The sequence below is a fragment of the Pseudomonas sp. TJI-51 genome (assembly GCF_000190455.2).
Lineage (GTDB): Bacteria > Pseudomonadota > Gammaproteobacteria > Pseudomonadales > Pseudomonadaceae > Aquipseudomonas > Aquipseudomonas juntendi.
The window spans coordinates 13,070-38,622 of the sequence record NZ_AEWE02000046.1; the positions used below are offsets into that span (position 1 = coordinate 13,070).

Here is a 25,553-nt window from a genome sequence, read left to right on the forward strand (position 1 = left end):
GGCGGCGCGAAGCCTCTGACCCGCCGGAGGGGCGCAAAGGGCCTTGGCAACGCCCGTCCGGACGTATGGCCTGCAAAGCCGCGCTTGGACCCCGCCGCGTGATGCGCGACAATAGCGATCATTTTCGGAGCCCCCCATGACCGATTTCACCCCCGACGCCATCCTCGATGCCACCGGCCTGAACTGCCCGGAGCCGGTGATGATGCTGCACCAGCACGTACGCAACCTGGCCGCCGGCGGCCTGCTCAAGGTCATCGCCACCGACCCGTCCACCCGCCGCGACATTCCCAAGTTCTGCAACTTCCTCGGCCACGAACTCGTGCAACAGCAGGAAGACGCCGGCACCTTCCTTTACTGGATTCGCAAAAAAGCCGACTGAAACCCTGTGCAACCCACCCGGCGATGCGCCTACACTGCGCTCCCCAGACAGGAGAGCGCCATGCTGATAGTTGCCGACGAAAACATCCCGCTGCTCGATGCCTTCTTCCAAGGCTTCGGGGAAATTCGCCGCTACCCCGGCCGAAGCCTCGATGCCGCCAGCGTCAAGGACGCCGATATCCTGCTGGTACGCTCGGTGACCAAGGTTGACCGCACATTGCTCGAAGGCAGCCGGGTACGCTTCGTCGGTACCTGCACCATCGGTACCGATCACCTCGGCCTGGACTATTTTGCCGAAGCCGGCATTCGCTGGAGCAGCGCGCCAGGCTGCAATGCCCGCGGCGTGGTCGATTACGTGCTGGGCAGCCTGCTGACCCTGGCCGAACTGGATGGCGTTGCGCTGCCCGAACGGGTCTACGGCGTGGTCGGTGCAGGTGAGGTCGGCGGGCGGCTGGTACGTGTGCTGCGCGGCCTGGGCTGGAAGGTGCTGGTGTGCGACCCGCTGCGCCAGGCCGCTGAAGGCGGTGACTACGTCAGCCTGGAAACCATTGTCCAGCAGTGTGATGTGATCAGCCTGCATACCCCGTTGCAGCGTAGCGGCGGCTACCCCACCTGGCACTTGCTGGGCCAGGCGCAATTGGCACAATTGCGCCCGGGTGCCTGGCTGGTCAACGCCAGCCGTGGGCCGGTGGTGGACAACGCCGCCCTGCGCGAGCTGCTGCTGCAGCGCGACGACATCCATGCCGTGCTGGACGTATGGGAAGGCGAGCCGCAAGTCGACCTGCAACTGGCCGACCTGTGTACCCTGGCGTCACCGCATATTGCCGGTTACAGCCTCGACGGCCGCCAGCGTGGCACCGCGCAGATCTACCAGGCCCTGTGCCGCTTCCTCGGGGTGGATGAGCAGGTGCAACTGGCCGACCTGCTGCCGCGCCCGCCGCTGGCGCAAATCGAGCTGGATGCCAGCGCCGACCCGGCCTGGGCCCTGGCCACCCTGTGCCGCGCCGTGTACGACCCGCGCCGTGACGATGCCGACTTCCGCCGCAGCCTGAGCGACGACCCGCAACAACAGCGTGCCGCGTTCGACCAGTTGCGCAAGCAGTACCCAGCGCGACGCGAAATCGAGGGGCTGGCGGTGCGCCTGCGTGGCGAGGCGCCGCAGTTGGCGCAACTGGTCAGTGCGCTGGGTGGCGTATTGGTCTGACGGCGTGCCGGCCGCTGCACGGCCATTCGCCCGGGGGAGTGTGCTCAGCCGGGCCTGGCCGCATAGGGCCAGTGCAGAACTCAGGCAAATAAAAACCCGGCGCGGGCGCCGGGTTGCAAGAAATTCGCCGCTCAACCTTTGCGTACGCGCTCGACCCGGCTCTGTTCCAGGGCCTTGCAAGCCTGCTGGATCATCTGCTCGGTGATCGGTACTTCGCGCCCCTGGGCATCAATGATCGAACCGCATACCTGGGGTTGCTGGTTCGGCCGGGGCTGCTGGTTGTCGCTGGTAGGCTGCAAGCTCATGCATGGTCTCCTCATCAGGTGAACACTCAGGGTAGTCCTGCACCGTGACTGGCCTGTGACGACAAGCTCGTCACGGCAATACCAGTCCAACAGAAACGCTGGCAAAGCTCCATACCCTGGTTAGATCGATAGGCTATAGCCACCTGCCCGCGTTCCCCAGCCCTGATGAGTGGTAGTCTGGGCCTTCGCCAGCCATAGTGATCGTCGCCATGTCCGAATCGGTTTCCCCGCAACCACGCCGGGCATTACGCCTGGCCTGGCAGTTCGTTCGCCCCTATCGCCGGCAGGTTCTGCTGGCCTTGCTGGCACTGGTGGTCACTGCGGGCATCACCTTGTCGATGGGCCAAGGCATCCGGCTGCTGGTCGACCAGGGTTTCATGACCCGTTCCGCGCACCAGCTCAACCAGACCATCGGGCTGTTCCTGCTGCTGGTACTGGCCCTGGCGGTGGGAACGTTCAGCCGTTTCTACCTGGTGTCCTGGATTGGCGAGCGCTGCGTGGCCGACATGCGGCGGGTGGTGTTCAACCACCTGATCGGCCTGCACCCCGGCTTTTTCGAGGATAACCGCAGCGCCGAGATCCAGTCGCGGCTGACAGCAGACACCACGCTGCTGCAATCGGTCATCGGTTCGTCGCTGTCGATGTTCCTGCGCAACGCATTGATGGTGCTGGGCGGTGTGGTGCTGCTGTTCATTACCAACCCCAAGCTCACCAGCATCGTGGTGGTGACCCTGCCGCTGGTGTTGGCGCCCATCCTGCTGTTTGGTCGCCGCGTACGCAGGCTGTCGCGGCAGAGTCAGGACCGGGTCGCCGATGTAGGCAGCTACGTGGCCGAGACGCTGGGGCAGATCAAGACTGTGCAGGCCTACAACCATCAGGCACATGACCGCGCACTTTTTGCCGACACGGTCGAGGCGGCATTCACCGTGGCGCGCAAGCGCATTGCCCAGCGGGCCTGGCTGATCACTCTGGTGATCGTCTTGGTGCTGGGGGCGGTTGGGGTGATGCTGTGGGTGGGCGGCATGGATGTGATCGCCGGGCGCATATCCGCCGGCGAACTGGCCGCCTTCGTGTTCTACAGCCTGATCGTCGGCAGCGCCTTCGGCACCCTCAGTGAAGTGATCGGCGAACTGCAGCGCGCCGCCGGTGCTGCCGAGCGCATCGCCGAACTGCTGGCCGCACGCAGCGCAATCCTGCCGGGCTGTGCCGCCTCGGGCCTACCGGGGCAGAGGGCCCGCGGGCATATCGAGTTGCAGGAACTGGTGTTCGCCTACCCGTCACGGCCCACCGTGGCAGCGGTAGCTGGCCTGAGCCTGGTCATCGAGCCTGGCCAGACCGTGGCCCTGGTCGGCCCATCAGGGGCCGGCAAGTCGACCTTGTTCGATCTGTTGCTGCGGTTTTACGACCCCCAGCAAGGGCGCATCCTGCTCGACGGCCAGCCGCTGACAGAATTCGACCCTGACCAGCTGCGACGGCAGTTTGCCCTGGTTGCACAGAACCCTTCGCTGTTCCGTGGCACGGTGGAAGCCAATATCCGCTATGGCCGCCCCGAGGCGAGCCAGGCCGAGGTCGAAGCCGCAGCCCGCGGCGCCCATGCCGATGAGTTTATTCGGCAGTTACCTCAGGGTTACCAGACACCGCTGGGGGAGGGTGGCATCGGGCTTTCCGGCGGCCAGCGCCAGCGCCTGGCCATTGCCCGGGCGCTACTGGTGGACGCGCCGATCCTGTTGCTGGACGAAGCCACCAGCGCCCTCGACGCGCAAAGCGAACACCTGATCCAGCAAGCACTGCCCCGCCTGATGGCCGGGCGTACCACGCTGGTCATCGCCCATCGGCTGGCCACGGTCCAGCACGCCGAGCGCATCGCGGTCATCGACCAGGGGCGCTTGGTGGCGGTGGGCACTCATCGCCAATTAATCGAGCAGAGCCCGCTGTATGCCAGGCTGGCGGCCTTGCAGTTCACCAGTGCCTGACACAGGGGTGACGGGGGCAGTGCAGGGGTGGCTATCGGCTTTCAACGCTACCGTTGGTGGCAGTTTCCAGGCACAAAAAAGCCCGCATCAGCGGGCTTCTGGAGGATCTGGTCGGAGAGACAGGATTCGAACCTGCGGCCTTCTCGTCCCGAACGAGACGCGCTACCTGGCTGCGCTACACTCCGATGAACAAAATCCTACTGCATCGTGTTTTTGCTCGCAAGCCCCTGCTGTGCAAAGGGGCTTTGCTGAAAACGCGCCGCGGTTACAGCTCTTTCACGGTGCGGATCTGGTCCTTGTTCAGGCGGGTGCGCTTGCCGTCCAGCTGCTCGAATTCGTAGAAGCCGGAGTCTTCGTCGTAGGACGGTTTATCCGTCGCCTGGATTTCTCGGCCATCGTTCAGGGTGATGACGGTTGGGGTGGAGCAGCCGGCAAGGGTGCCCAGGCCCAAAGCGAGCAGGAAGGCGGGTAGGGTCCGTTTGATCATCGTGGTTCTCCAAGTGCGATGGTGCTAGATGACATTTATGACGCAGGACTTTAGTGCAAGTTCACTGCAAGTGCATCATAGCGATAAATCTGCGCGGTTGATCCAGGGCAAGTTTGTTGGGCGCAACCCGGTAAAAGTGCGCTGTGATATAACTGCGGCCAACCTATCCTGTTGTGACGGACCCCCATGAAAGCCAAGGCAGATACTCCCTTTGTGCCGCTGAATATCGCGGTGCTCACCGTTAGCGACACCCGCACGCCCGACACCGATACCTCTGGCCAGATGTTCGTCGACCGGTTGAGCGAGGCCGGCCATCACCTGGCAGAGCGGGTATTGCTCAAGGACGACCTGTACAAGATCCGTGCACAGGTTGCCACCTGGATCGCCGACGAGCGCGTGCAGGTGGTGCTGATTACCGGCGGCACTGGCTTTACCGGCCGCGACAGCACGCCGGAGGCGGTGGCCTGTCTGCTGGACAAGCAGGTCGATGGCTTTGGCGAGTTGTTCCGGCAGATCTCCGTGCCGGATATCGGTACCTCTACGGTGCAGTCGCGGGCCTTGGCCGGCCTGGCCAATGGCACCCTGGTGTGCTGCCTGCCGGGCTCGACCAATGCCGTGCGCACCGGTTGGGACGGCATTCTTGCCGAGCAACTCGACGCCCGCCATCGGCCATGCAACTTTGTCCCGCACCTGAAGCAGGCAATGGCCTGTGACAGCCGTGGCTGAGGTCAGTCAGCCACGGCCGCTGATGCCGGTAGAGCAAGCCCTGGAACAATTGCTGGCATTGGCCGAGGCGGCACCGATTCAGGAGACTGAAAACCTGCCCCTGGCCGAGGCCGAAGGCCGGGTACTGGCGACCGACCTGGTGGCCTCGCTCGACCTGCCGCCCTGGCCGAACAGTGCCATGGACGGCTATGCCCTGCGCCTGGCCGACTGGCAGGGCCAGCCGTTGCCCGTCAGCCAGCGCATCTTCGCCGGCCATGCGCCACAGCCTCTGCAGCCGGGCACCTGTGCCCGCATCTTTACCGGCGCCCCGGTGCCGGCAGGTGCCGATTGCGTCGAGATGCAGGAAAACACCCAGGTGCTGGAGGATGGCCGGGTACGTTTCGTCGAGGCGCTGCGCGCCGGGCAGAACATTCGCCCGCAGGGCCAGGAAACCCGCAAGGGCGAGCAGGTGATGAACGCCGGCACGCGCCTGGGGCCGATCGAACTGGGTCTGGCGGCGACCCTGGGCCACGCCCGGCTCGAGGTGGTACGCAAAGTCAAAGTGGCGGTGCTGTCCACCGGCGACGAACTGGTCGAGCCCGGGCTGCCGTTGGGGCCCGGCCAAATCTACAACAGCAATCGTCGGCTACTGGTCAGTTGGTTGCAGCGCCTGGGGTGCGAGGTGGTCGATGCCGGCATCCTGCCGGATGACCTGGCGCAGACCCGCGCCTGCCTGGCCGGACTGGGCCACGTCGACCTGATCCTGTCCACTGGCGGCGTGTCGGTGGGCGAGGCCGACTACCTCGGGGCGGCACTGCGCGAAGCGGGCGAGCTGGCGCTGTGGAAGCTGGCGATCAAGCCGGGCAAGCCGCTGACCTTCGGCCATTACCAGGGCGTGCCGGTGATCGGCCTGCCGGGTAATCCGGCCTCGACCCTGGTCACCTTTGGCCTGCTGACCCGGCCCTACCTGCTGCGGCGCCAAGGGGTGGGCAATGTCACGCCGCTGCGTTTCGACATGCCGGCGGGGTTTGACTGGCCCAAACCCGGTAGCCGCCGCGAATACCTGCGCGCGCGCATCGAGCAGGGCCAGGTGCGCATCTACAAGAACCAGAGTTCGGGTGTGCTGCGCAGCGCAGCCTGGGCCGACGGGCTGGTGGAGGTGCGCGAAGGCAGCACGCCGAAAACGGGTGACAGCGTGCCATTCATTCCCTTCAGCGAACTACTTGGCTGAACGCCCCAGCCAGGCATCGGCCAGCGGCCCTGGCACCGGTGCTGCCTGGGTCAGGCGCATGTGCACGGTTTCCAGTTGATGAGCCGCCACGCTCCAGTCGTGGCGCTGGCGGGCGAACTGGCGCCCGGCCGCGCTCAACTGGCTCATGCGCCAGGGCTGGTTGAGCAACTGGGTGATCAGCAGGGCCAGTTGATCACTGTCATCGCTGCCCAGGTAATGCTCGCCGTTGTTCACCGCCAGGCCGGAAACGCCCTTGCCGGTACTGATGACCGGCAAGCCGGCAGCCATTGCTTCAAGGATTTTCACCTTCGAGCCACCGGCATAGCGCAGCGGCGCGAAAAACAGGGCTGAGCGGCTTTGCAGTTCACGCAGATCGGGGCGATAGCCGAGCCATTCGATCCGCGGGTCATTCCAGTGCAGCTTCCAGCTGGCCGGCATCGCATGCCCGGCAATCGCCAGGCGCACGGCCGGGTTGCTCAGCCACACCTGCGGCATGATGTCTTCCAGCGCCCACTCGATGGCTTCCAGGTTGGCGCCGTATTCAAAATTGCCGACAAACAGCAGGCGCTGGCTGTGCAGCGCCGGTTGCACCTGCTGGTAGAAATCACATTCCACGCCATTGACCACCACATTCACCGGGCGCCTGCTGATCTGCCCGATCAGCTCGGCGTCGTGAGCGCTGACGGCTACCAGCTCGGTGGGCTGGCCCAGCACGCGCTGTTCCCAGCGCCGGTAGCGCCAGCGGTCGAAGGCATTGAGCGGGCGTAGCCATAACGGCAGGCGGTCATGGCAGGCGCTGCCGGTAATCGACTCCAGGTTGTGTTCGCTGAGCATGAAGGGCAGGCCGCGGGCCTGCAGGGCCTTCTCGAACGGCTGGAAGCTATAGCTGTGCTCGATCTGGATCACGTCCCAAGGTTCCTCCAGCAACTGCTCGAAGCGGTGCCGCAACGCTGCGCAAAGGCCATTGATGATTGCCCGCATGGGGTAGTCGATGATCGGCGATGCCAGCAGGTTCAGCGGGCTATGCAGCGGCCTGCGCGGCAGGACTATCAGCCGTTCGAGGTACGGTTCCAGTGCCTCGCGTGCGGCGTCGCTGAGGGGTATCTTCGATTGCACCAACAAGGTGATGCGGTGGCCGCGCTGGGCCAGTACCCGGATCAGGTGGTACTGGCGAGTCTTGCAGCCACTGGTGGTCGGCCAAGGCAGGTAAGGCAGTGTCCAGAGAATACGCATGACCGTGGTCCTCGCTGACGGCTGCAGAGGGCAAGACGCACCTGTCGGCCGGTTGCAGGAGAGGGCCGGGAGGTGCGTCCGTGGCGGGCAAGCCAGGGCATTTCACAGTCAAAATGCTGACTCGCCTGTGCTCATTCGCTTGTAGGGTCAAAAACCTGTCAAAAGTGTCTCGACTCAGCATAGCCGGGCATTGTCGGCTGTGGAAAAAATGCCATTATCTTCACTACCAGCCGAGCCGGCGCTGCTGCAGGGAACACCGCCTGCCACGCGCGACACGCCGCTGGCTGTTTTTGAATGCGGCATGCAACGATCCACGCGTGCCCGTGGTCGAGATAGGGTTGGTCAACCTCAGGGAGATGCGCCTATGCAAGCGCGCAAGGCAATGCTGGTCCTGCACGGCAAGCAGGCGATGAACGACGAACTGCGCGATGCCGTGCACGACATGCGCGACAGTGGCTGGGTGCTGGATGTGCGGGTCACCTGGGAGGCGGGCGATGCCCAGCGCCTGGTGACCGAGGCGCTGGCGGCAGGTTACAGCCACATTGTCGCCGGTGGCGGCGACGGGACCCTGCGCGATGTGGCCGAGGCCATGGGGCAGGCCGGGACCGATGCCAGCCTGGTATTGCTGCCGTTGGGCACCGCCAACGATTTTGCCAAGGCTGCCGGCATTCCGCTGGAGCCTGCCGCTGCGCTGGCCTTGTTGAACGTGGCGGCACAGCCCATAGACCTGGGCCAAGCCGGCGACCAGCTGTTCCTCAACATGGCCACCGGCGGGTTCGGTAGCCAGGTCACGGCCAATACGTCCGAAGACCTGAAGAAGGTCCTGGGCGCCGCGGCCTATCTGTTCACCGGCCTCACACGCTTCAGCGAACTGCAGGCGGCCTCGGTCGAGCTGCAAGGGCCGGATTTCCACTGGCAAGGGGACCTGCTGGCACTGGGTATCGGCAATGGCCGCCAGGCGGGAGGCGGGCAGGAGCTGTGCCCGGATGCGGTAGTCGATGATGGCTTGCTCGATATCGCCGTGTTGCCTGCCCCACAGGAAATGCTGGGCACGTTGCGTGACCTGCTGGCCGGTGATGGCCTGTTCGTCCGTGCCAGGTTGCCCTGGGTCGAGATCAAGAGTGCCCAGGGCCTGGACCTCAACCTCGATGGCGAGCCCTTGCAGACTACCAACTTGCGTTTCGAAGCCCGGCCCGCAGCGTTGCGCCTGCACCTGCCTGCCGGGTCGCCGCTGCTCAGTCGTCCAGGCTGATGATCTTTTCGCGCACGGCAAACAGTACCAGGCCAGCCACGTCATGAATTTGCAGGCGCTTCATGATTTGCGAGCGGTGGGTTTCCACGGTCTTGATCGACAGGCCAAGGCCAGTGGCAATTTCCCGGGTCGACTTGCCGCGCACGATCAGGCGCAGGATCTCCAGCTGGCGCGCCGTGAGGTTATGCCGGTCGCTGCCGCCCTGTGCGCCCGGCCTGTTGCGCTGCAGCGCCTGGTTGATGACGGTGTGGGCGATGGCCGGGCTCAGGTAGCGCTCGCCGTGGCGTACTGCCTCCAGCGCCTGCTCCAGCTCGGTGGCACTGGTGTCCTTGAGCAGGTAACCGTGGGCACCGCTTTCCAGGGCACGCATGATCAGGTCCGGATCGGTGTGCATCGACAGGATCAGCACCTTGCAGTTGCTGCCGCAGGCCCGCAATTGGGTCAGGGCGTCCAGGCCACTGGTCGAGCGCATGGAAATGTCCAGCAGGACAATGTCCGGCGCCAGTGCGCGCACCTGCTCAAGCAACTGGCTGCCATCGTCGGCCTCACCGACCACGCTGTAGCCGGGAATGTCGCAAACCAGCGCACGTACGCCGGCGCGGATCAGCGAGTGGTCGTCGACCAGCAGCAATCTACAGGTCATGGGCAACAGTACTCCTGGCGCGTTGCTGGGTGCGCGGTGGCCACGGGAACATCGCTTCTATCCGTGTACCCTGGCCAGGCTGGCTGGTGATCTGCAGGCTGCCCTGCAAGGCCGTTACCCGCTCCTGCATGCCGGCCAGGCCGCGCTGGCCGGCCTCGGCCGGATGCCGGGCGGGAACGAAGCCGCGGCCATCGTCGTGAATCGACAACGCCAGCCCGGCAGGGGTGCGTTGCAGGCGCACAACCAGGTTGTGTGCCTGGGCATGGCGCAGCATGTTGGTGACTGCTTCCTGGGTGATGCGGAACACTGCCATGGCCACTGCATCGTCAATGCCGCCCAGACGTTGGTTGCACGCCAGGCTCCAGTGTACGCTGCTGCTGCCCAGCGTGCGGACCAAGTGCGCGCGCAAGCTGGCTTCCAACCCAAGACTCGCCAATTGCCTGGGGTTGAGCAGGCTCGACACGTTGCGTACCGTGCCCAGGGTGTCATCCAGGGTGCTGTGCAGCGCATCGCAGTGGCCCTGCAACTCGGCCGGCATGCGCCGTTTCAGCCACTGCAGTTGCAGTTTGGCGGCAGTCAGCAATTGGCCAATGTCGTCGTGCAACTCCCGGCTCAGGTGTTGCCGCTCGTCTTCCTGCACCTTCAGCATGCGCTCGGCCAGTTCAGCCGGCCGCAGGCTGATCGACCTGGCTCCCAATCGCAACTGCAGGGTGGCGGCCAGCGTTGCGGCCAACTGCAAAAGCAGCAGGCCAGCCGGGATAGCCAGGTTGGCCAGGTACAGCATCAGGTTGGTAATCAGCGAGGCCACACACAGCCCGACCGTCAGCCAGCGCAGCAGGGCAACGCGGCAGCAGCTACGCATGTAGAATTTCAAGCGTGGGAGCATAAATAGGGAAGCCACTGAAGTATTGCTGATAGAGGCCTTGCACAATGCGGGTCAGAGGCTTTGGCGCAGTACTTCCGCTGTTTGGTCGAGCACCTGATGTGCAAACTTTTTTGTGATTGCAAGTGTTTGTGGGGGCGCATATTACCACTTCGTACGGTGTCGGTCGCGGCTGGGTGACGCTCCGAAACGCCTGTTGGCAGGGCGGTGCCGGGTGGCAAAGTGCCACCCGCGGATCCCGCTGCTCGCACCCGCGCTGCAACTAAGGCGGTAATGATTCAACTTGGCCTTCCTGAAACTTTGCGAACTTTGCAAGTTCGACCAGCGCAGGGCTTGAGTGCATGTAGTTAGTTGCACTTCTGGTCAGGTTAATGCGCGCGGTACGACCGGCTGCCATGGCTGCCGGAGCGCATGACATCATGCGGGTGATCGCACGTTTTGCCTGCTTCATCGCAAGACGCGCAAGCAGGGGCAAGGGGTTGCTGCACGACCTTGGCCAGCTCGCCCAGCAGCACCAGTTGCTCGCCGATATCCAGGTTCAACCGCCCGGTTCGGCTGTCGAGCAACTCCAGTTGCCAGGCCAGCAGGGTCAGGCAGGCCTCGATCGCAGGCAATGCCTCTGGCTGCAGGCAGCCGCTGTAGCAGGCTGGGGCCAGCAACTGGTGAAGCGCGGTGGCGTAATGGGCAACTTCGCGCGCGCCCAGGCGGGTGGCCTGCCCGGCGAGGCTGGCCAAGGTGCTGTCCAGGCAGCGGCAGGCGTCTGGATCGTTGTCGATCAATTCCAGATGCTGCAGGCATTCCTGGGCCTGGGTCAGCAGTACCTGGGCATCCAGCAGGAAGCCCTGCAGTGCGTTATCGAACGCTAAGGCAGTGTCCATGATCAGGTCCCCGCGCGTGGGGTAGGCGCAGGTGACGGGCACGCCGCAACGATAGCTAGCAAAAGCCTGACTCCATTCATGCAATGAGAATGGCGTCACATTAATGGCTAAAGGATATCGCGAATATCAGGTTTCACCTGACTGCCCCTAGGGGTTTCCCTGATGCGGGCTGCCGAATTCGAGCGGGGTGCCGGCAGTAAAGCATGATGGTAAAGTGATATCAATTGCCGGGTCGGCATTTTCCCGCAAGGGTCAAGGTGTGCGGGAAGCCGCCGATACAGGGTAGATCAATTCACCTTTTTCGACTCAAGCCTGGGGGCTTTCCAATGGCTGGCATTCTCGACACGGTAGACCAACGCACGCAACTGGTAGGTGAGAACCGCCTGGAAATCCTGATGTTCCGCCTGGCGGGCCGCCAATTGTTCGCGATCAACGTGTTCAAGGTTCAGGAAGTGCTGCAACTGCCCAAGCTCACCCTGATGCCCCAGCGTCATGCGTTCGTCTGCGGTGTGGTCAACCTGCGTGGGCAGACGTTGCCGGTGATCGACCTGTCCCAGGCCATTGGCATGCGCCCGCTGCAACCCACGCCCGAAAGCACCATCATCGTCACCGAATACAACCGCTCGGTGCAGGCTTTCCTGGTAGGAGGGGTCGACCGCATCGTCAACATGAACTGGGAGTCGATCATGCCGCCGCCGTCCAGCGCCGGGCGCCAGCATTACCTGACTGCCATCACCAAGGTCGATGAGCAACTGGTCGAGGTCATCGACGTGGAAAAGGTTCTGGCTGAAATCGTGCCTTACAACGCCCGGGTTTCCGGCGACAAACTGGCCGACCCCGTGCTGGCACGGGCGCAAGGCCGCGAGGTGCTGCTGGTGGACGACTCCAGTGTGGCCCTGGCGCAGTTGCGCGACACCTTGTCCCAGTTGGGCATGAAACTGCATGTGGCCAGTGATGGCCTGAAGGCACTGCGCATGCTCAAGGGTTGGGCTGATGCAGGCGAGGACGTGTGTGAAAAGCTGCTGATGGTGTTCACCGACGCCGAAATGCCGGAAATGGACGGTTACCGCCTGACCACCGAGATTCGTGGCGATGCGCGGCTGCGCCAACTCTATGTGGTGCTGCACACATCGCTGTCGGGCAGTTTCAATGAATCCATGGTCAAGAAAGTGGGTTGCGACAACTTCCTTTCCAAGTTCCAGCCCGATCGCCTGGTCGACGTGGTCAAGCAGCGCCTGCTGCTGGATACGGCCACCGCGTGATCGCCACGCCTGCCCGGTATAAGCTTGGCATTTGCCAAGACGCGAGGCGGCAGGGATGTTTCTGAGTGAGTTGTACCGATACCCGGTGAAGTCGTGCCAGGCGCAGAGCCTGCGCGCTTCGCCGGTGGGGCTGCTGGGCCTGCAGGGTGACCGGCGCTGGATGGTGGTCGAGGCAGAAAACGGACGCTTCCTGACCCAGCGTGCCTGGCCACGCCTTGGCCAGATCGCGGCGCACGATGACGGCTGCGGCCAGCTGCTGTTGCAGGCGCCTGGGCGCTCCTCGCTGAGGGTGGCAGTGCCACCTGCCGATGAGGGCCTGCGTGGCGTGACGATCTGGCGCGATACCTTGCGCGTGCCAGACGCCGGCGATGGCGCGGCGGCCTGGCTGAGCGAGTGGCTGGGCAAGGCTGTGCGCCTGGTGCATTGCCCGGAGCAGCGTGCCCGTTATTTGCCCAACGGTTATGGCTTCAACAGCGATCGCGCGGCTTTTCCGGATGGTTTCCCCTTGTTGCTGATCGGCCAGGGCTCGCTGGACGAGCTTGACCGCCGTGTGGGGCGGCCCATGGAGATGCTGCGTTTTCGGCCGAACCTGGTGGTGCAGGGCGCCGAGCCTTTCGCCGAGGATGGCTGGAAGCGGATCCGCATTGGCACCCTCGAATTCCGGGTGCTCAAACCGAGTGTGAGGTGCATCTTTACCACTATCGACCCCGCCACCGGCGAGCGCAGTGAAGACCGTGAACCGATGGCCACGCTCAGGACCTTCCGCGAAAAGGAAGGCGATATACTGTTCGGGCAGAACCTGGCGGTGGATGGCAGCGGGTGGCTTGAGGTCGGGATGGGCGTGGAAATCCTGGAATAGCTGTGTGCTGGCACCGGCCTGTTCACAGGTTTGCCCGTGAACAGGCCGGCAAGGGCTCAGCGAACCTTACATGTCATCGAAATACCGCTCATGCCAATCCACCAGCGGCTGCGGTGCATTCAGTTTCTGCCCGTAGATCACCGAATACGACAGCACGTTCTGCACGTATTGGCGGGTTTCGTCGAACGGGATCGACTCCACCCACACATCGAAACTCAGGTGCTTGGCGCCCCTCAGCCACTGGCGCACGCGCCCGGGCCCGGCATTGTAGGCTGCCGAGGCCAGGACCCGGTTGCCGTTGAACTGGCTGTGCACCTGGCTCAGGTAGGCGGCGCCCAGCTGGATGTTCTTGTCCGGGTTGAGCACTTGTGCCGGTGAGGCAAGCGGAATGCTGAACTTGCGGGCCGTTTCCTTGGCGGTAGCCGGCATCAGTTGCATCAGGCCGCTGGCGCCTACCGGGGAGCGTGCGTCTTCCATGAACGCGCTTTCCTGGCGGGTAATGGCGAATACCCAGCTCGAATGCAGGCCGCGCACATTGGCTTCGCGCACCAGGGTATCGCGGTGGGCCATCGGGAAGCGGATGTCCAGGTCGTCCCAGTACTGGGCCTGGCTGATGGTGCGGATGGCCGGGAAGTACCAGCGCAATTCATAACCCAGGCGCGCCTGGGCCACCATTTCATCGCGGTTGAAGTGCCGGCTGACGTGGTACCACTCGCGGCGGCCTTCGACGATCTGGCCGCGGGCATGGAATTCCAGCGCCCGCTGGATGCCGGGTGTATTGCGCACCTTCTTCACCAGTTGCGGGCTCAGCAACAGGGGTTTGTTGTTCAGTTGGTACGGTGTCTTGGCCCGGTCGGCGGCGAGGAAACCATAGAAGTCACGCTCGCGCGCCACGGTCTTGTACAGCAGCGGGATCTGCGGGTTGTTCGGCTGTGCCAGCTCCAGGCTGCGCGCTTGCCAGTACTTCCAGCGGCTGCTGCTGGCCAGGTCCTGAGGCAGACGCCGGGTCAGCTCGTAGGCGTCTTCCCAGCGGCCCAGGCGCAGCAGCAGGCGCAGGCGCCATTCACTGACGGTGTTATCGCGCAGCTCAGGGTCGTAGCGGGTCATCAAGTCGAGCGCACGCGGGTCGTAGCGGCGGGCCAGGGTCAGGCCGATTTCGCGGGCGATGGCCACCTTTTCGTCGCGGGAAAAATGCATGCGCTGGGCGTAGTCGTCCAGCAGCGCCATGGCCCGCTCCGGGTCCTGGCGCGCCAGGCGGCGCAGGCCCAGGCTGACCACATCGGCCATCGCCTCGTTGGCCGGGGCAAAGCGCGATGGCTGGTTGAGCAGCTCAGGCTTCTGTGCCACGTCGACCAGCAGCCGGCCTTGCGGGCCGAGGGTGGTCAGGCCATTGATCAGGCTGTTGGCCAGGCTGTAATTGCGCGCCTGGGCCGCCAGCTTGATGCGCTGCCAGCGCTTACTCTCGGTCAGTTGGCCTTCAGCGGCCCACATGCCGAACAGTGTGTCGCACGCGGGAGGTTGCGACTTGCCCACGTTCCACAGCTTTTCGGCGGTGGCGTTGCCTTCGGCACGCAGGCCATGGCTGAGCTGGTACTGGCCGTTGAGGCAATCGAGCTCGGTGAAATTGAGCTTGGGGTCGTAGTACTTGACGAAGGTGTCCCACTCGCCGCGTTCGGCCAGCCAGCGCAACCAGCGCAGTTTCATCCAGTTGGCCTGGGGCAGGTCGCCATTCTTGGCGAGGAACGCCTCGATTTCCTGGTTGCTGGCGCTTTTCAGGCGGGCGGTGAGCTCGTCGTAGGCCAGGTACGGGGTCAGCGGGTAGTCACTCAGGGCCTGGGCATAGCGAAGGTAGGGGCCTTTGTCGCCTTTGGCCAGCGCGCGCTTGGCCTCGTCGTAGTACTGGCGCTGCAGGGTGAGGTCGGTGGCCTGTGCCGCGCTGGTGGCAGCGGTCAGCAGCAGGCAGGAAGCAATTTGTAACAGGCGGCTGCGCATGATACGTCCGGGCAGTTGAACCATGGGGAAGTGACGGCGGAGCCAGCACTGTTGGAAGCTATTGCCTTAGCTTAGCCGTTTGCCGGCAGCGGGTGAAAGCAATGTGCTTGTATCGGCATATTAACGTCGACCGGATGTCGCCACGCGTGCATCGATTGGCCTGGCAGCTGCCGTCGGGGGCCCAACTCAGGTAGAATGCGCGCCCGATTTATGGAGACCAACATGACCCTGCTCAAATTCAGCGATGTGTCCCTCGCATTCGGCGCCATGCCGCTGCTGGACAAAGTGTCCTGGCAGATCGCTCGTGGCGAGCGGGTGTGCATCATCGGCCGCAACGGCACCGGCAAGTCGAGCATGCTGCGCCTGGTCAAGGGCGAGCAGAAGGGCGACGACGGGGAAATCTGGCGTGCGCCGGGCCTGAAGATCGGCGAACTGCCGCAGGAACTGCCGGTGGCAGATGAGCGCACGGTGTTCGACGTGGTCGCGGCCGGCCTCGACGGCGTGGGTGAACTGCTGGCGCAGTTCCACCACCTGAGCATGAACATCCAGGGCGACGATGACCTGGAAAAGCTCATGCATGTTCAGCACGAACTGGAAGCCCGCGACGGCTGGCGCCTGCAGCAGGTGGTGGAAAGCACCCTCAGCCGCCTGCAACTGCCTGCCGACAAGACCCTGGCCGAGCTGTCCGGTGGCTGGCGCCGCCGTGTGCTGCTGGCCCAGGCGCTGGTGTCGGAGCCCGACCTGCTGCTGCTCGACGAGCCGACCAACCATCTGGACATCGGCGCCATTGCCTGGCTCGAAGAGGCCCTGCGCGGCTTCAACGGCGCGGTGCTGTTCATTACCCACGACCGGTCGTTCCTGCAGAACCTGGCCACCCGCATCCTTGAACTGGACCGTGGCGGCCTGATCGACTGGAACGGCGACTACGCCAGCTTCCTGGTGCACAAGGAGGCCGCACTGGCCGCCGAAGAAACCGCCAACGCGCTGTTCGACAAGCGCCTGGCCCAGGAAGAAGTGTGGATTCGCCAGGGCATCAAGGCCCGCCGTACCCGCAACGAAGGTCGCGTGCGTGCCTTGAAGGCCCTGCGGGTAGAGCGTGGCGAGCGCCGCGAACGCCAGGGCAAGGCCAATATCCAGATCGAGGCAGCGGAAAAGTCCGGCAAGCAGGTCATGGCGCTGGAAAACGTGAGTTTCCATCATCCCGAAGGGCCGATGCTGGTCAAGGACTTCTCCATGGTCCTGCAGCGCGAAGACCGTATCGGCCTGCTGGGTGCCAACGGTACCGGCAAGACCACCTTGCTGAAGTTGATGCTCGGTGACCTGGAGCCCACTTCAGGCAAGGTCGAGCGCGGCACCAAGCTGGAAGTGGCCTATTTCGACCAGATGCGCCACCAGCTCGAGCTGGAAAAGACGGTAATCGACAACCTCGCCGAAGGCCGTGACTTCATCGAGATCGATGGGCAGAACCGCCATGTGCTCAGTTACCTGGGCGACTTCCTGTTCAGCCCCCAGCGTGCGCGCACGCCGGTCAAGGCGCTGTCGGGGGGGGAGCGTGCCCGCCTGCTGCTGGCCAAGCTGTTCAGCAAGCCGGCCAACCTGCTGGTGCTCGACGAACCGACCAACGACCTGGACGTGGAAACCCTCGAATTGCTCGAAGAGGTGCTGTCCAACTACAAGGGCACCGTGCTGATCGTCAGCCACGACCGGGCCTTCCTCGACAACGTCGTCACCAGCACCCTGGTGTTCGAAGGCGAGGGCAAGGTGCGCGAGTATGTAGGGGGTTATGAGGACTGGATTCGCCAGGGCGGCTCGCCGAAGCTGCTGGGCGTGACCGAGAGCAAGGGCGGCAAGTCGGCCCTCAACAGCGCGGTGGTGGAGAAGGTCGAGGCCAAGCCTGCGCCTGTTGCTGCGCCGGTGGTGGAAGAGGCATCGAAGAAAAAGCTCAGCTACAAGCTGCAGCGTGAGCTGGAGATGCTGCCGGGGCAGATCGACGCGCTGGAGCAGCGCATGGCTGAAGCTCAGGAAGAGGTGAATGCGGCGGGCTTCTATCAGCGGCCGATTGCGGAAACTTCGGCAGTGCTGGCCAGGATCGAGAACTTGCAGGGTGAGCTGGATGTACTGGTGGAGCGCTGGGCTGAGCTGGAAGGCTGATAGTTGTTAGCCTAGTCCGGCCCTATCGCCGGCAAGCCAGCTCCCACAGGGACACCATAAGGCTTGAAATCCATGGTGCCTCTGTGGGAGCTGGCTTGCCGGCGATAGGGCCGGAGCAGGTCGGCTCAGTCTTTCTTCTGCAAGCGTACCGCCAGCACGTCACACGGCGCACCGTGCAGCACGTCATTGGCCGTGGACCCCAACAGCAACGCCAGGCCGTGGCGGCCATGGCTGCCGACCACGATCAGGTCGCAGTGTTGTTCCTTGGCAAGCTGGTGAATTTCCTGGCGAGGTTGGCCGTAGGTCAGGTGCGAGTCGCCCCGATTAATGTCCGGGTACTTGTTGAACAACCGGTCCATGCGCTCTTTGGCCTGGTCGAACTGCTGTTGTTGCAGTTGCGACAGGTCCATCGGCACATCGCCGCCAAACGCCATGGCCATTGGCTCGACGATATGCACCAGCGATACCTTGGCGTTCGATGGGGCAGCCAAGGCCATGGCGCGCTTGATCACCGGGTCGCATTCTTCGGTCAGGTCGACCGCGACCAACAAATGTTCGTAGGGCATGAGCAGTACTCCTGACAATCGCGATAAAGGAAGTATGGTCGCTTTCGGGCGGGTCTTCCGTGAAAAATGGCTAACCAGCTCATTTGCAACGCTTTATGGAATCTACTGATATGACGGTATTGCTGGTGGTGTCAATCCTTGCGCTGATTCTCAGCCCGTTTTCCTGGTTGCGCAGTTCGCACAAGCAGAGCGAGCAGATGAAGCTGCGCCTGGAGGCCCGACGTATGGGGTTGGCCATGCAGCTGGCGCCGCAACAGTGGCCGCACTGGCTGGAGAAGGAGCCGCCAAGTCCTTGCCCGCAGTACCACCGGGCGCGCCGCCGTGGGCACCAGAACAGCTTCAGCTACTGGCAGGTCAGCCCGGGGGTGTGGTGGAACCAGTACCGCGAACCCTGCGAAGACCCGCGTTTCGTGGAGGCGCTGGCGCGCTTGCCGGCGAGCGTTTACAAGGTAGAGGCCGATGCCCGAATGATCGCGTTGTACTGGACTGAACGGGGCGATATGGCTGTATTGCAGGATGTTGCCTACGTCCTCGAAACCCTCGCCTGAGTTCAGCTAAACACGATCCCTTTAGGAGCAATTGTCTTTCTCAAAATTTGAAAAGCCTGCGCGATTCACCTGTGGGAGCGGTGAATGACCAGGTCTAATCCCCTCTCAAGACACAATGCCGCTCCTACAACGACAAAGCGGCGGCTTGGCGTACCCCTGAAGGGGTGGGGTGCCAAGTCGCCGCTTTGCGTTCTGCTTTCGCAGAAAAGGCCAGGCAGGCCGGGGATTCATTCACGCAAGTGGCAGTGTAGCCATACCCGGTCGGCGCGCAAGCGAAAATGTGCAGCGCCTGTGCAATCCCGCGGGTCGATCGCTGGCATGAATGACCGGTGATCACTGTCATCATGGTTTGCTGCGCGCACGGTACAAAATGACCGCAAAGTCGCGTTTTCTTCGTGCTCGTGAGCATTTGACAACGCAGATCTTTTCGGAGAATGTGTGCACACCCAAATCAAACGGGCGTATGAATTGAGCGTTTGTATGTCACCACGCCAAGCCATACTTCCGACTAGCGCGCTGACGGGTGTGCCTGGGCGGGGCAGCTAGGCCTGCTTCCGCTGCAGCGATCGGCGTGTACAGTTCAGCTTCCATATCGTGGAGATCAGTTGATGATTTACGAAGGTAAAGCCATCACGGTTAAGGCTCTTGAAAGTGGCATCGTCGAGCTCAAGTTCGACCTCAAGGGTGAGTCCGTCAACAAGTTCAACCGCCTGACCCTGAACGAGCTGCGCGAGGCCGTAGGCGCCATCCAGGCCGACGCCTCGGTCAAGGGCGTCATCGTCAGCAGTGGCAAGGACGTGTTCATCGTCGGCGCCGACATCACCGAGTTCGTCGACAACTTCAAGCTGCCCGAGGCCGAACTGGTCGCCGGCAACCTGGAAGCCAACCGCATCTTCAACGCCTTCGAAGACCTCGAAGTGCCGACCGTCGCGGCCATCAATGGCATCGCCCTGGGTGGCGGCCTGGAAATGTGCCTTGCCGCCGATTACCGTGTCATGTCCAGCAGCGCCAAGATCGGCCTGCCGGAAGTCAAGCTGGGCATCTACCCGGGCTTTGGCGGCACCGTGCGCCTGCCGCGCCTGATCGGTTCGGACAACGCCATCGAGTGGATCGCTGCCGGCAAGGAAAACCGCGCCGAAGAAGCCCTCAAAGTCGGCGCCGTCGATGCCGTGGTTGCGCCCGAGCTGCTGCAGGCTGGCGCCATCGACCTGATCAAGCGCGCCATCAGCGGCGAGCTCGACTACAAGGCCAAACGCCAACCCAAGCTGGAAAAACTCAAGCTCAACGCCATCGAACAGATGATGGCGTTCGAAACTGCCAAGGGCTTCGTTGCCGGGCAGGCCGGGCCGAACTACCCGGCCCCGGTCGAAGCCATCAAGAGCATTCAGAAGGCCGCCAACTTCGGCCGCGACAAGGCGCTGGAAGTCGAAGCGGCCGGGTTTGCCAAACTGGCCAAGACCTCGGTTGCCGAGAGCCTGATCGGACTGTTCCTGAACGACCAGGAGCTCAAGCGCAAGGCCAAGGCGCACGACGAAATCGCCCACGACGTGAAGCAGGCTGCCGTGCTTGGCGCCGGTATCATGGGTGGCGGCATCGCCTACCAGTCCGCGGTCAAGGGCACCCCGATCCTGATGAAGGACATCCGCGAGGAAGCCATCCAGCTGGGCTTGAACGAGGCCTCCAAGCTGCTTGGCAACCGCGTCGAAAAGGGCCGCCTGACCCCGGCCAAGATGGCCGAGGCGCTCAATGCCATTCGCCCGACCCTGTCCTATGGCGACTTTGCCAATGTCGACATCGTGGTCGAGGCCGTGGTCGAGAACCCGAAAGTCAAACAGGCGGTGCTGGCGGAAGTGGAAGGGCAGGTCAAGGACGATGCGATCCTGGCCTCCAACACTTCGACCATCTCCATCAACCTGCTGGCCAAGGCGCTCAAGCGCCCGGAAAACTTCGTCGGCATGCACTTCTTCAACCCGGTGCACATGATGCCGCTGGTGGAAGTGATCCGTGGCGAGAAGTCCAGTGAAGTGGCTGTGGCCACCACCGTGGCCTATGCCAAGAAAATGGGCAAGAACCCGATCGTGGTCAACGACTGCCCGGGCTTCCTGGTCAACCGCGTGCTGTTCCCGTACTTCGGCGGCTTTGCCAAGCTGGTCAGCGCCGGTGTCGACTTCGTGCGAATCGACAAGGTCATGGAAAAGTTCGGCTGGCCAATGGGCCCGGCCTACCTGATGGACGTGGTAGGCATCGACACCGGCCACCACGGCCGTGACGTGATGGCCGAAGGTTTCCCTGACCGCATGAAGGACGAGCGCCGCTCGGCGGTGGATGCCCTGTACGAGGCCAACCGCCTGGGGCAGAAGAATGGCAAGGGTTTCTACGCCTACGAAACCGACAAGCGTGGCAAGCCGAAGAAAGTGTTCGACGCTACCGTGCTCGACGTGCTCAAGCCGATCGTGTTCGAGCAGCGTGAAGTCACCGATGAAGACATCGTCAACTGGATGATGGTGCCGCTGTGCCTGGAGACCGTGCGCTGCCTGGAAGACGGCATCGTCGAGACCGCTGCCGAAGCCGACATGGGGCTGGTCTACGGCATTGGTTTCCCTCCCTTCCGCGGTGGTGCGCTGCGCTACATCGACTCGATCGGTGTCGCCGAATTCGTTGCCCTGGCCGATCGCTATGCCGACCTGGGGCCGCTGTACCACCCGACCGCCAAGCTGCGCGAAATGGCCAAGAATGGCCAGCGCTTCTTCAACTGAGCGGTCAACGAGCTAGAGCGAGAGATTTGATATGAGCCTGAATCCAAGAGACGTGGTGATTGTCGACTTCGGTCGCACGCCGATGGGCCGCTCCAAGGGTGGCATGCACCGCAACACCCGCGCCGAAGACATGTCGGCGCACCTGATCAGCAAGCTGCTGGAGCGCAACGGCAAGGTCGACCCCAAAGAGGTCGAGGACGTGATCTGGGGCTGCGTCAACCAGACCCTGGAGCAGGGCTGGAACATCGCCCGCATGGCTTCGCTGATGACGCAGATCCCGCACACCTCCGCTGCGCAAACCGTCAGCCGCCTGTGCGGCTCGTCGATGAGCGCGCTGCACACTGCCGCCCAGGCCATCATGACCGGCAACGGCGATGTGTTCGTGGTCGGCGGCGTGGAGCACATGGGCCATGTCAGCATGATGCACGGCGTGGACCCTAACCCGCACCTGTCCTTGCATGCCGCCAAGGCTTCCGGGATGATGGGCCTCACTGCAGAAATGCTCGGCAAGATGCATGGCATCACCCGTGAGCAGCAGGACCTGTTTGGCTTGCGTTCGCACCAGTTGGCCCACAAGGCTACGGTCGAAGGCAAGTTCAAGGATGAAATCATCCCGATGCAGGGCTACGACGAGAACGGCTTCCTGAAGGTGTTCGATTACGACGAAACCATTCGCCCGGAAACCACCCTCGAAGGCCTGGCGTCGCTCAAGCCGGCATTCAACCCCAAAGGGGGCACGGTTACGGCCGGTACTTCGTCGCAGATCACCGACGGCGCGTCGTGCATGATCGTCATGTCTGGCCAGCGCGCCATGGACCTGGGTATACAGCCGTTGGCGGTAATCCGCTCGATGGCGGTGGCAGGTGTGGACCCGGCGATCATGGGCTACGGCCCGGTGCCATCGACCCAGAAAGCCCTCAAGCGTGCCGGGTTGACCATGGCAGACATCGACTTCATCGAGCTCAACGAAGCCTTCGCTGCGCAGGCCTTGCCAGTGCTGAAAGATTTGAAAGTGCTCGACAAGATGGATGAGAAGGTTAACCTGCACGGCGGCGCCATCGCTTTGGGGCACCCGTTCGGTTGCTCTGGGGCACGTATTTCCGGCACCCTGCTCAATGTCATGAAGCAAAATGGCGGTACCCTGGGGGTGGCGACCATGTGCGTCGGCCTCGGCCAAGGTATCACCACTGTCTTCGAACGCGTCTGATCGCGCCGCTGGACAGCAACCGGGGCCTTGTGCCCCGGTTTTGTTTTTTCAGGTTTTATTCAGGAGGGTGTGCAACATGCAGATACAGCCAGGCGTCTACCGGCATTACAAAGGGCCTGAGTACCGTGTCTTCAGCGTTGCGCGGCACTCCGAGAGCGAAGAGTGGATGGTTTTCTACCAGTGCCTGTATGGTGACTACAGCTTCTGGGTGAGGCCACTTTCGATGTTCCAGGAGTCCGTCGAGGTTGACGGCGAGCAGGTGCCACGCTTTGCTTTGGTCAAGGCCGAAGAGGGGCTGCCCGGGTTGCTGGGCAACTCGCACGCATGATCGTTCGAACTTGACCTCACACTTTTGCCACTATATATAGCGGTGCCGCGTGTCGGCACCTGACGCGTTTTTCATCTTCAGATTCAGGAATACTCCGATCCATGGGCAAATCGCTGGTCATTGTGGAATCCCCGGCCAAGGCCAAGACCATCAACAAGTACCTGGGCAACCAGTACGTGGTGAAGTCGAGTATCGGCCATATCCGAGACCTCCCCACCAGCGGTTCGGCCAGCGCAAGCAAAGAGCCGGCCGCCAAGCGTGGTAAGGCTGCGGGTGAGGCCCCGGCGCTTTCACCCAAGGAAAAGGCCCGTCGCCAACTGGTGTCGCGCATGGGTGTCGACCCCGACCACGGCTGGAAAGCCAAGTACGAGATCCTGCCTGGCAAGGAAAAGGTGATCGAAGAGCTGCGCCGCCTGGCCAAGGATGCCGACACCATCTATCTCGCAACCGACTTGGACCGCGAAGGGGAAGCCATTGCCTGGCACCTGCGCGAGGCCATTGGGGGTGACGACGCCCGCTACAAGCGCGTGGTGTTCAACGAAATTACCAAGAAGGCGATTCAGGAAGCCTTCTCGCAACCGGGCGAGCTGGACATCGACCGGGTCAACGCCCAGCAGGCTCGGCGTTTCCTTGACCGTGTGGTTGGCTACATGGTGTCGCCGCTGCTGTGGGCCAAGATTGCCCGTGGCCTGTCTGCCGGTCGCGTGCAGTCGGTAGCGGTCAAGCTGGTGGTAGAGCGCGAGCGTGAAATTCGCGCGTTCATCCCCGAAGAATACTGGGAAATCCACGCCGACCTCGGCACCGCGAAAAACGCCAAGGTGCGTTTCGAAGTGGCGCGCGAAAATGGCGAGGCGTTCAAGCCGCTGAACGAAGCCCAGGCCATGGCCGCGCTGGAGAAGCTCAAGGCTTCCAGCTACAGCGTGGTCAAGCGCGAAGACCGCCCGACCAGCAGCAAGCCGTCGGCGCCGTTCATTACCTCCACCCTGCAGCAGGCCGCCAGCAACCGCCTGGGCTTCGGTGTGAAGAAGACCATGATGATGGCCCAGCGCTTGTACGAAGCTGGCTACATCACGTACATGCGTACCGACTCGACCAACCTGTCGGCCGATGCCCTGGACATGGCCCGCAGCTACATCGAGCGTGAGTTCGGCAAGCAGTACCTGCCGGATGCACCGCTGGTCTACGGCAGCAAAGAAGGCGCCCAGGAAGCGCACGAAGCGATTCGCCCGTCGGACGTGAATACACACCCGACCAAGCTCAGTGGCATGGAGCGCGACGCCGAGCGCCTGTACGAGCTGATCTGGCGCCAGTTCCTGGCTTGCCAGATGCCGCCGGCGCAGTACCTGTCTACCAGTGTCACCGTGGCTGCCGGCGATTTCGAGCTGCGCGCCAAGGGCCGTATCCTGAAGTTCGACGGTTATACCCGTGTGCTGCCACAGCAGAGCAAACCGGGTGAAGACGACGTACTGCCGGAAATGGTCCAGGGCGAAGCACTGAAGTTGCTGCAGATCGACCCGAGCCAGCACTTCACCAAGCCGCCGGCACGCTTCACCGAAGCCAGCCTGGTAAAGGAAATGGAAAAGCGCGGCATCGGTCGCCCGTCGACCTACGCGGCGATCATTTCCACCATCCAGGACCGTGGTTATGTGACCCTGCACAACCGCCGCTTCTACTCCGAGAAAATGGGCGACATCGTCACCGAGCGCCTGTCGGAAAGCTTCTCCAACCTGATGGACTACGGCTTTACCGCCGACATGGAAGAGAACCTCGACGACGTGGCCCAGGGCGAGCGTGACTGGAAGAACGTGCTCGACGAGTTCTATGGCGACTTCAGCAAGAAGCTGCAGACGGCCGAGTCGAGCGAAGACGGCATGCGCGCCAACCAGCCGACCATGACCAACATTCCGTGCAAGGAATGTGGCCGGCCAATGATGATTCGTACTGCTTCCACTGGGGTATTCCTTGGCTGCTCTGGCTACAGCCTGCCGCCGAAAGAGCGTTGCAAGGCGACCGTCAACCTGGTGCCCGGCGATGAAATCGCTGCGGACGACGAGGGTGAGTCCGAGTCGCGGGTGCTGTTGGGCAAGCACCGTTGCCCGATCTGCGCCACGGCGATGGATGCCTACTTGCTGGATGAGAAGCACAAGCTGCATATCTGCGGTAACAACCCGGACTGCCCTGGCTACGAAATCGAAGAAGGCAACTACCGCATCAAGGGTTACGAAGGGCCAAGCCTGGAATGCGACAAGTGCGGTAGCGAGATGCAACTGAAGACCGGCCGGTTCGGCAAGTTCTTCGGCTGCACCAACCCGGCTTGCAAGAACACCCGCAAACTGCTGAAAAGCGGTGAGGCAGCGCCACCGAAGATGGACAAGGTGGACATGCCTGAGCTCAAGTGCGAGAAGGTGGACGACACCTACGTGCTGCGCGATGGCGCCTCGGGGTTGTTCCTGGCGGCCAGCCAGTTCCCCAAGAACCGCGAAACCCGGGCACCACTGGTCATGGAAATCGTGCCGCACAAGCACGAGATCGACCCGAAGTATCACTTCCTGTGCGATGCGCCGCAGAAGGACCCGGACGGCCGCCCTGCAGTGATCCGCTACAGCCGCAAGACCAAGGAGCAGTACGTGCAGTCCGAGGTTGATGGCAAGCCTACCGGCTGGAAGGCGTTCTACGACGGTGGCGCGTGGAAGGTAGAAGACAAGCGCTGAG

22 protein-coding genes and 1 tRNA gene are annotated in these 25,553 nt (G+C 63.1%); 14 read left to right on the forward strand and 9 right to left on the reverse strand.

The annotated features are described in order from the left end of the window. The first annotated feature begins 136 nt into the window (after positions 1–136). Positions 137–379 (forward strand): sulfurtransferase TusA, encoded by a 243-nt coding sequence (tusA, locus tag G1E_RS10705; protein ID WP_009686255.1) that lies wholly within the window; start codon positions 137–139, stop codon positions 377–379. Between the two features lie 60 nt (positions 380–439). Continuing rightward, positions 440–1,582, forward strand: a complete 1,143-nt coding sequence (gene pdxB / locus G1E_RS10710) for a 4-phosphoerythronate dehydrogenase PdxB (RefSeq protein ID WP_009686256.1) — start codon at positions 440–442, stop codon at positions 1,580–1,582. Between the two features lie 131 nt (positions 1,583–1,713). Here pdxB and G1E_RS28670 read toward each other — a convergent pair whose 3' ends face one another. Then, entirely contained in the window at positions 1,714–1,887 is a 174-nt protein-coding gene (locus tag G1E_RS28670; RefSeq protein ID WP_009686257.1) for a PA1571 family protein, read from the reverse strand. 209 nt (positions 1,888–2,096) lie between these two features. Between G1E_RS28670 and G1E_RS10715 the strand changes: the two genes are divergently transcribed. Then, positions 2,097–3,860, forward strand: coding sequence for an ABC transporter transmembrane domain-containing protein (locus G1E_RS10715; protein ID WP_009686258.1), 1,764 nt, complete (start codon positions 2,097–2,099; stop codon positions 3,858–3,860). A 108-nt stretch (positions 3,861–3,968) separates the two neighbouring features. On the opposite strand, the gene G1E_RS10720 is transcribed toward G1E_RS10715, so the two are convergent. Both G1E_RS10720 and G1E_RS10725 read right to left on the reverse strand, forming a co-directional pair. Further along, a tRNA-Pro gene (locus G1E_RS10720) sits at positions 3,969–4,045 on the reverse strand. A gap of 80 nt (positions 4,046–4,125) precedes the next feature. After that, positions 4,126–4,347 carry a YgdI/YgdR family lipoprotein gene (locus G1E_RS10725; RefSeq protein ID WP_009686259.1) on the reverse strand — a complete coding sequence of 74 codons (222 nt, stop codon included), beginning with the start codon at positions 4,345–4,347 and terminating at the stop codon, positions 4,126–4,128. A gap of 186 nt (positions 4,348–4,533) precedes the next feature. Here G1E_RS10725 and moaB point away from each other — a divergent pair, with 186 nt between their 5' ends. Continuing rightward, the gene (gene moaB / locus G1E_RS10730) at positions 4,534–5,073 is read left to right on the forward strand and encodes a molybdenum cofactor biosynthesis protein B (protein ID WP_009686260.1); all 540 of its coding nucleotides are present in this window, start codon (positions 4,534–4,536) and stop codon (positions 5,071–5,073) included. Next, complete coding sequence (gene glp / locus G1E_RS10735; RefSeq protein ID WP_047149818.1) at positions 5,057–6,283, forward strand: gephyrin-like molybdotransferase Glp; 1,227 nt, start codon at positions 5,057–5,059, stop codon at positions 6,281–6,283. The genes moaB and glp overlap by 17 nt, the downstream gene beginning before the upstream one ends. On the opposite strand, the gene G1E_RS10740 is transcribed toward glp, so the two are convergent. Beyond that, on the reverse strand, positions 6,272–7,516 hold the full coding sequence (locus G1E_RS10740) for a glycosyltransferase family 4 protein (protein WP_047149819.1): 1,245 nt from the start codon (positions 7,514–7,516) through the stop codon (positions 6,272–6,274). The two genes, glp and G1E_RS10740, sit on opposite strands and share 12 nt — an antisense overlap. A 364-nt stretch (positions 7,517–7,880) precedes the next feature. Between G1E_RS10740 and yegS the strand changes: the two genes are divergently transcribed. Continuing rightward, a complete protein-coding gene (gene yegS / locus G1E_RS10745; protein WP_009686265.1) occupies positions 7,881–8,768 on the forward strand; it encodes a lipid kinase YegS in 888 nt (295 codons plus the stop codon). On the opposite strand, the gene G1E_RS10750 is transcribed toward yegS, so the two are convergent. From G1E_RS10750 to G1E_RS10760, 3 genes are all read right to left on the reverse strand, one after another. Next, on the reverse strand, positions 8,752–9,411 hold the full coding sequence (locus G1E_RS10750; protein WP_009686266.1) for a response regulator transcription factor: 660 nt from the start codon (positions 9,409–9,411) through the stop codon (positions 8,752–8,754). The genes yegS and G1E_RS10750 overlap by 17 nt on opposite strands. After that, the gene (locus G1E_RS10755; protein ID WP_033691078.1) at positions 9,401–10,297 is read right to left on the reverse strand and encodes a sensor histidine kinase; all 897 of its coding nucleotides are present in this window, start codon (positions 10,295–10,297) and stop codon (positions 9,401–9,403) included. Before G1E_RS10755 ends, G1E_RS10750 begins: the two co-directional genes overlap by 11 nt. A gap of 365 nt (positions 10,298–10,662) precedes the next feature. After that, the gene (locus G1E_RS10760) at positions 10,663–11,172 is read right to left on the reverse strand and encodes a hypothetical protein (RefSeq protein ID WP_009686268.1); all 510 of its coding nucleotides are present in this window, start codon (positions 11,170–11,172) and stop codon (positions 10,663–10,665) included. A gap of 326 nt (positions 11,173–11,498) precedes the next feature. Between G1E_RS10760 and G1E_RS10765 the strand changes: the two genes are divergently transcribed. Together G1E_RS10765 and G1E_RS10770 are read left to right on the forward strand one after the other, a co-directional pair. Next, positions 11,499–12,434, forward strand: coding sequence for a chemotaxis protein CheV (locus G1E_RS10765; protein ID WP_009686269.1), 936 nt, complete (start codon positions 11,499–11,501; stop codon positions 12,432–12,434). Between the two features lie 55 nt (positions 12,435–12,489). Next, positions 12,490–13,293: an MOSC domain-containing protein gene (locus G1E_RS10770; protein ID WP_009686270.1), complete on the forward strand. Its 804-nt coding sequence runs from the start codon at positions 12,490–12,492 to the stop codon at positions 13,291–13,293. 66 nt (positions 13,294–13,359) lie between these two features. On the opposite strand, the gene G1E_RS10775 is transcribed toward G1E_RS10770, so the two are convergent. Next, on the reverse strand, positions 13,360–15,285 hold the full coding sequence (locus G1E_RS10775; protein ID WP_009686271.1) for a transglycosylase SLT domain-containing protein: 1,926 nt from the start codon (positions 15,283–15,285) through the stop codon (positions 13,360–13,362). 222 nt (positions 15,286–15,507) lie between these two features. On the opposite strand from G1E_RS10775, the gene G1E_RS10780 reads away from it, so the two are divergent. Continuing rightward, entirely contained in the window at positions 15,508–17,436 is a 1,929-nt protein-coding gene (locus G1E_RS10780) for an ATP-binding cassette domain-containing protein (protein WP_009686272.1), read from the forward strand. Between the two features lie 125 nt (positions 17,437–17,561). Here the strand turns inward: G1E_RS10780 and G1E_RS10785 are convergent, their stop codons facing one another. Beyond that, positions 17,562–18,002 carry a universal stress protein gene (locus G1E_RS10785; RefSeq protein ID WP_009686273.1) on the reverse strand — a complete coding sequence of 147 codons (441 nt, stop codon included), beginning with the start codon at positions 18,000–18,002 and terminating at the stop codon, positions 17,562–17,564. Positions 18,003–18,112: 110 nt separating this feature from the next. Between G1E_RS10785 and G1E_RS10790 the strand changes: the two genes are divergently transcribed. The 5 genes from G1E_RS10790 (at position 18,113) to topA (ending at position 25,552) form a co-directional block, all read left to right on the forward strand. Then, complete coding sequence (locus G1E_RS10790) at positions 18,113–18,550, forward strand: hypothetical protein (RefSeq protein WP_009686274.1); 438 nt, start codon at positions 18,113–18,115, stop codon at positions 18,548–18,550. Between the two features lie 608 nt (positions 18,551–19,158). After that, a complete protein-coding gene (gene fadB, locus G1E_RS10795; protein WP_009686275.1) occupies positions 19,159–21,306 on the forward strand; it encodes a fatty acid oxidation complex subunit alpha FadB in 2,148 nt (715 codons plus the stop codon). Between the two features lie 31 nt (positions 21,307–21,337). Further along, positions 21,338–22,513 (forward strand): acetyl-CoA C-acyltransferase FadA, encoded by a 1,176-nt coding sequence (gene fadA, locus G1E_RS10800; protein WP_009686276.1) that lies wholly within the window; start codon positions 21,338–21,340, stop codon positions 22,511–22,513. A gap of 76 nt (positions 22,514–22,589) precedes the next feature. Continuing rightward, positions 22,590–22,841, forward strand: a complete 252-nt coding sequence (locus tag G1E_RS10805) for a DUF1653 domain-containing protein (RefSeq protein ID WP_009686277.1) — start codon at positions 22,590–22,592, stop codon at positions 22,839–22,841. A 101-nt stretch (positions 22,842–22,942) separates the two neighbouring features. After that, positions 22,943–25,552: a type I DNA topoisomerase gene (topA, locus tag G1E_RS10810; RefSeq protein ID WP_009686278.1), complete on the forward strand. Its 2,610-nt coding sequence runs from the start codon at positions 22,943–22,945 to the stop codon at positions 25,550–25,552. The last annotated feature ends 1 nt before the right edge of the window (position 25,553 follow it).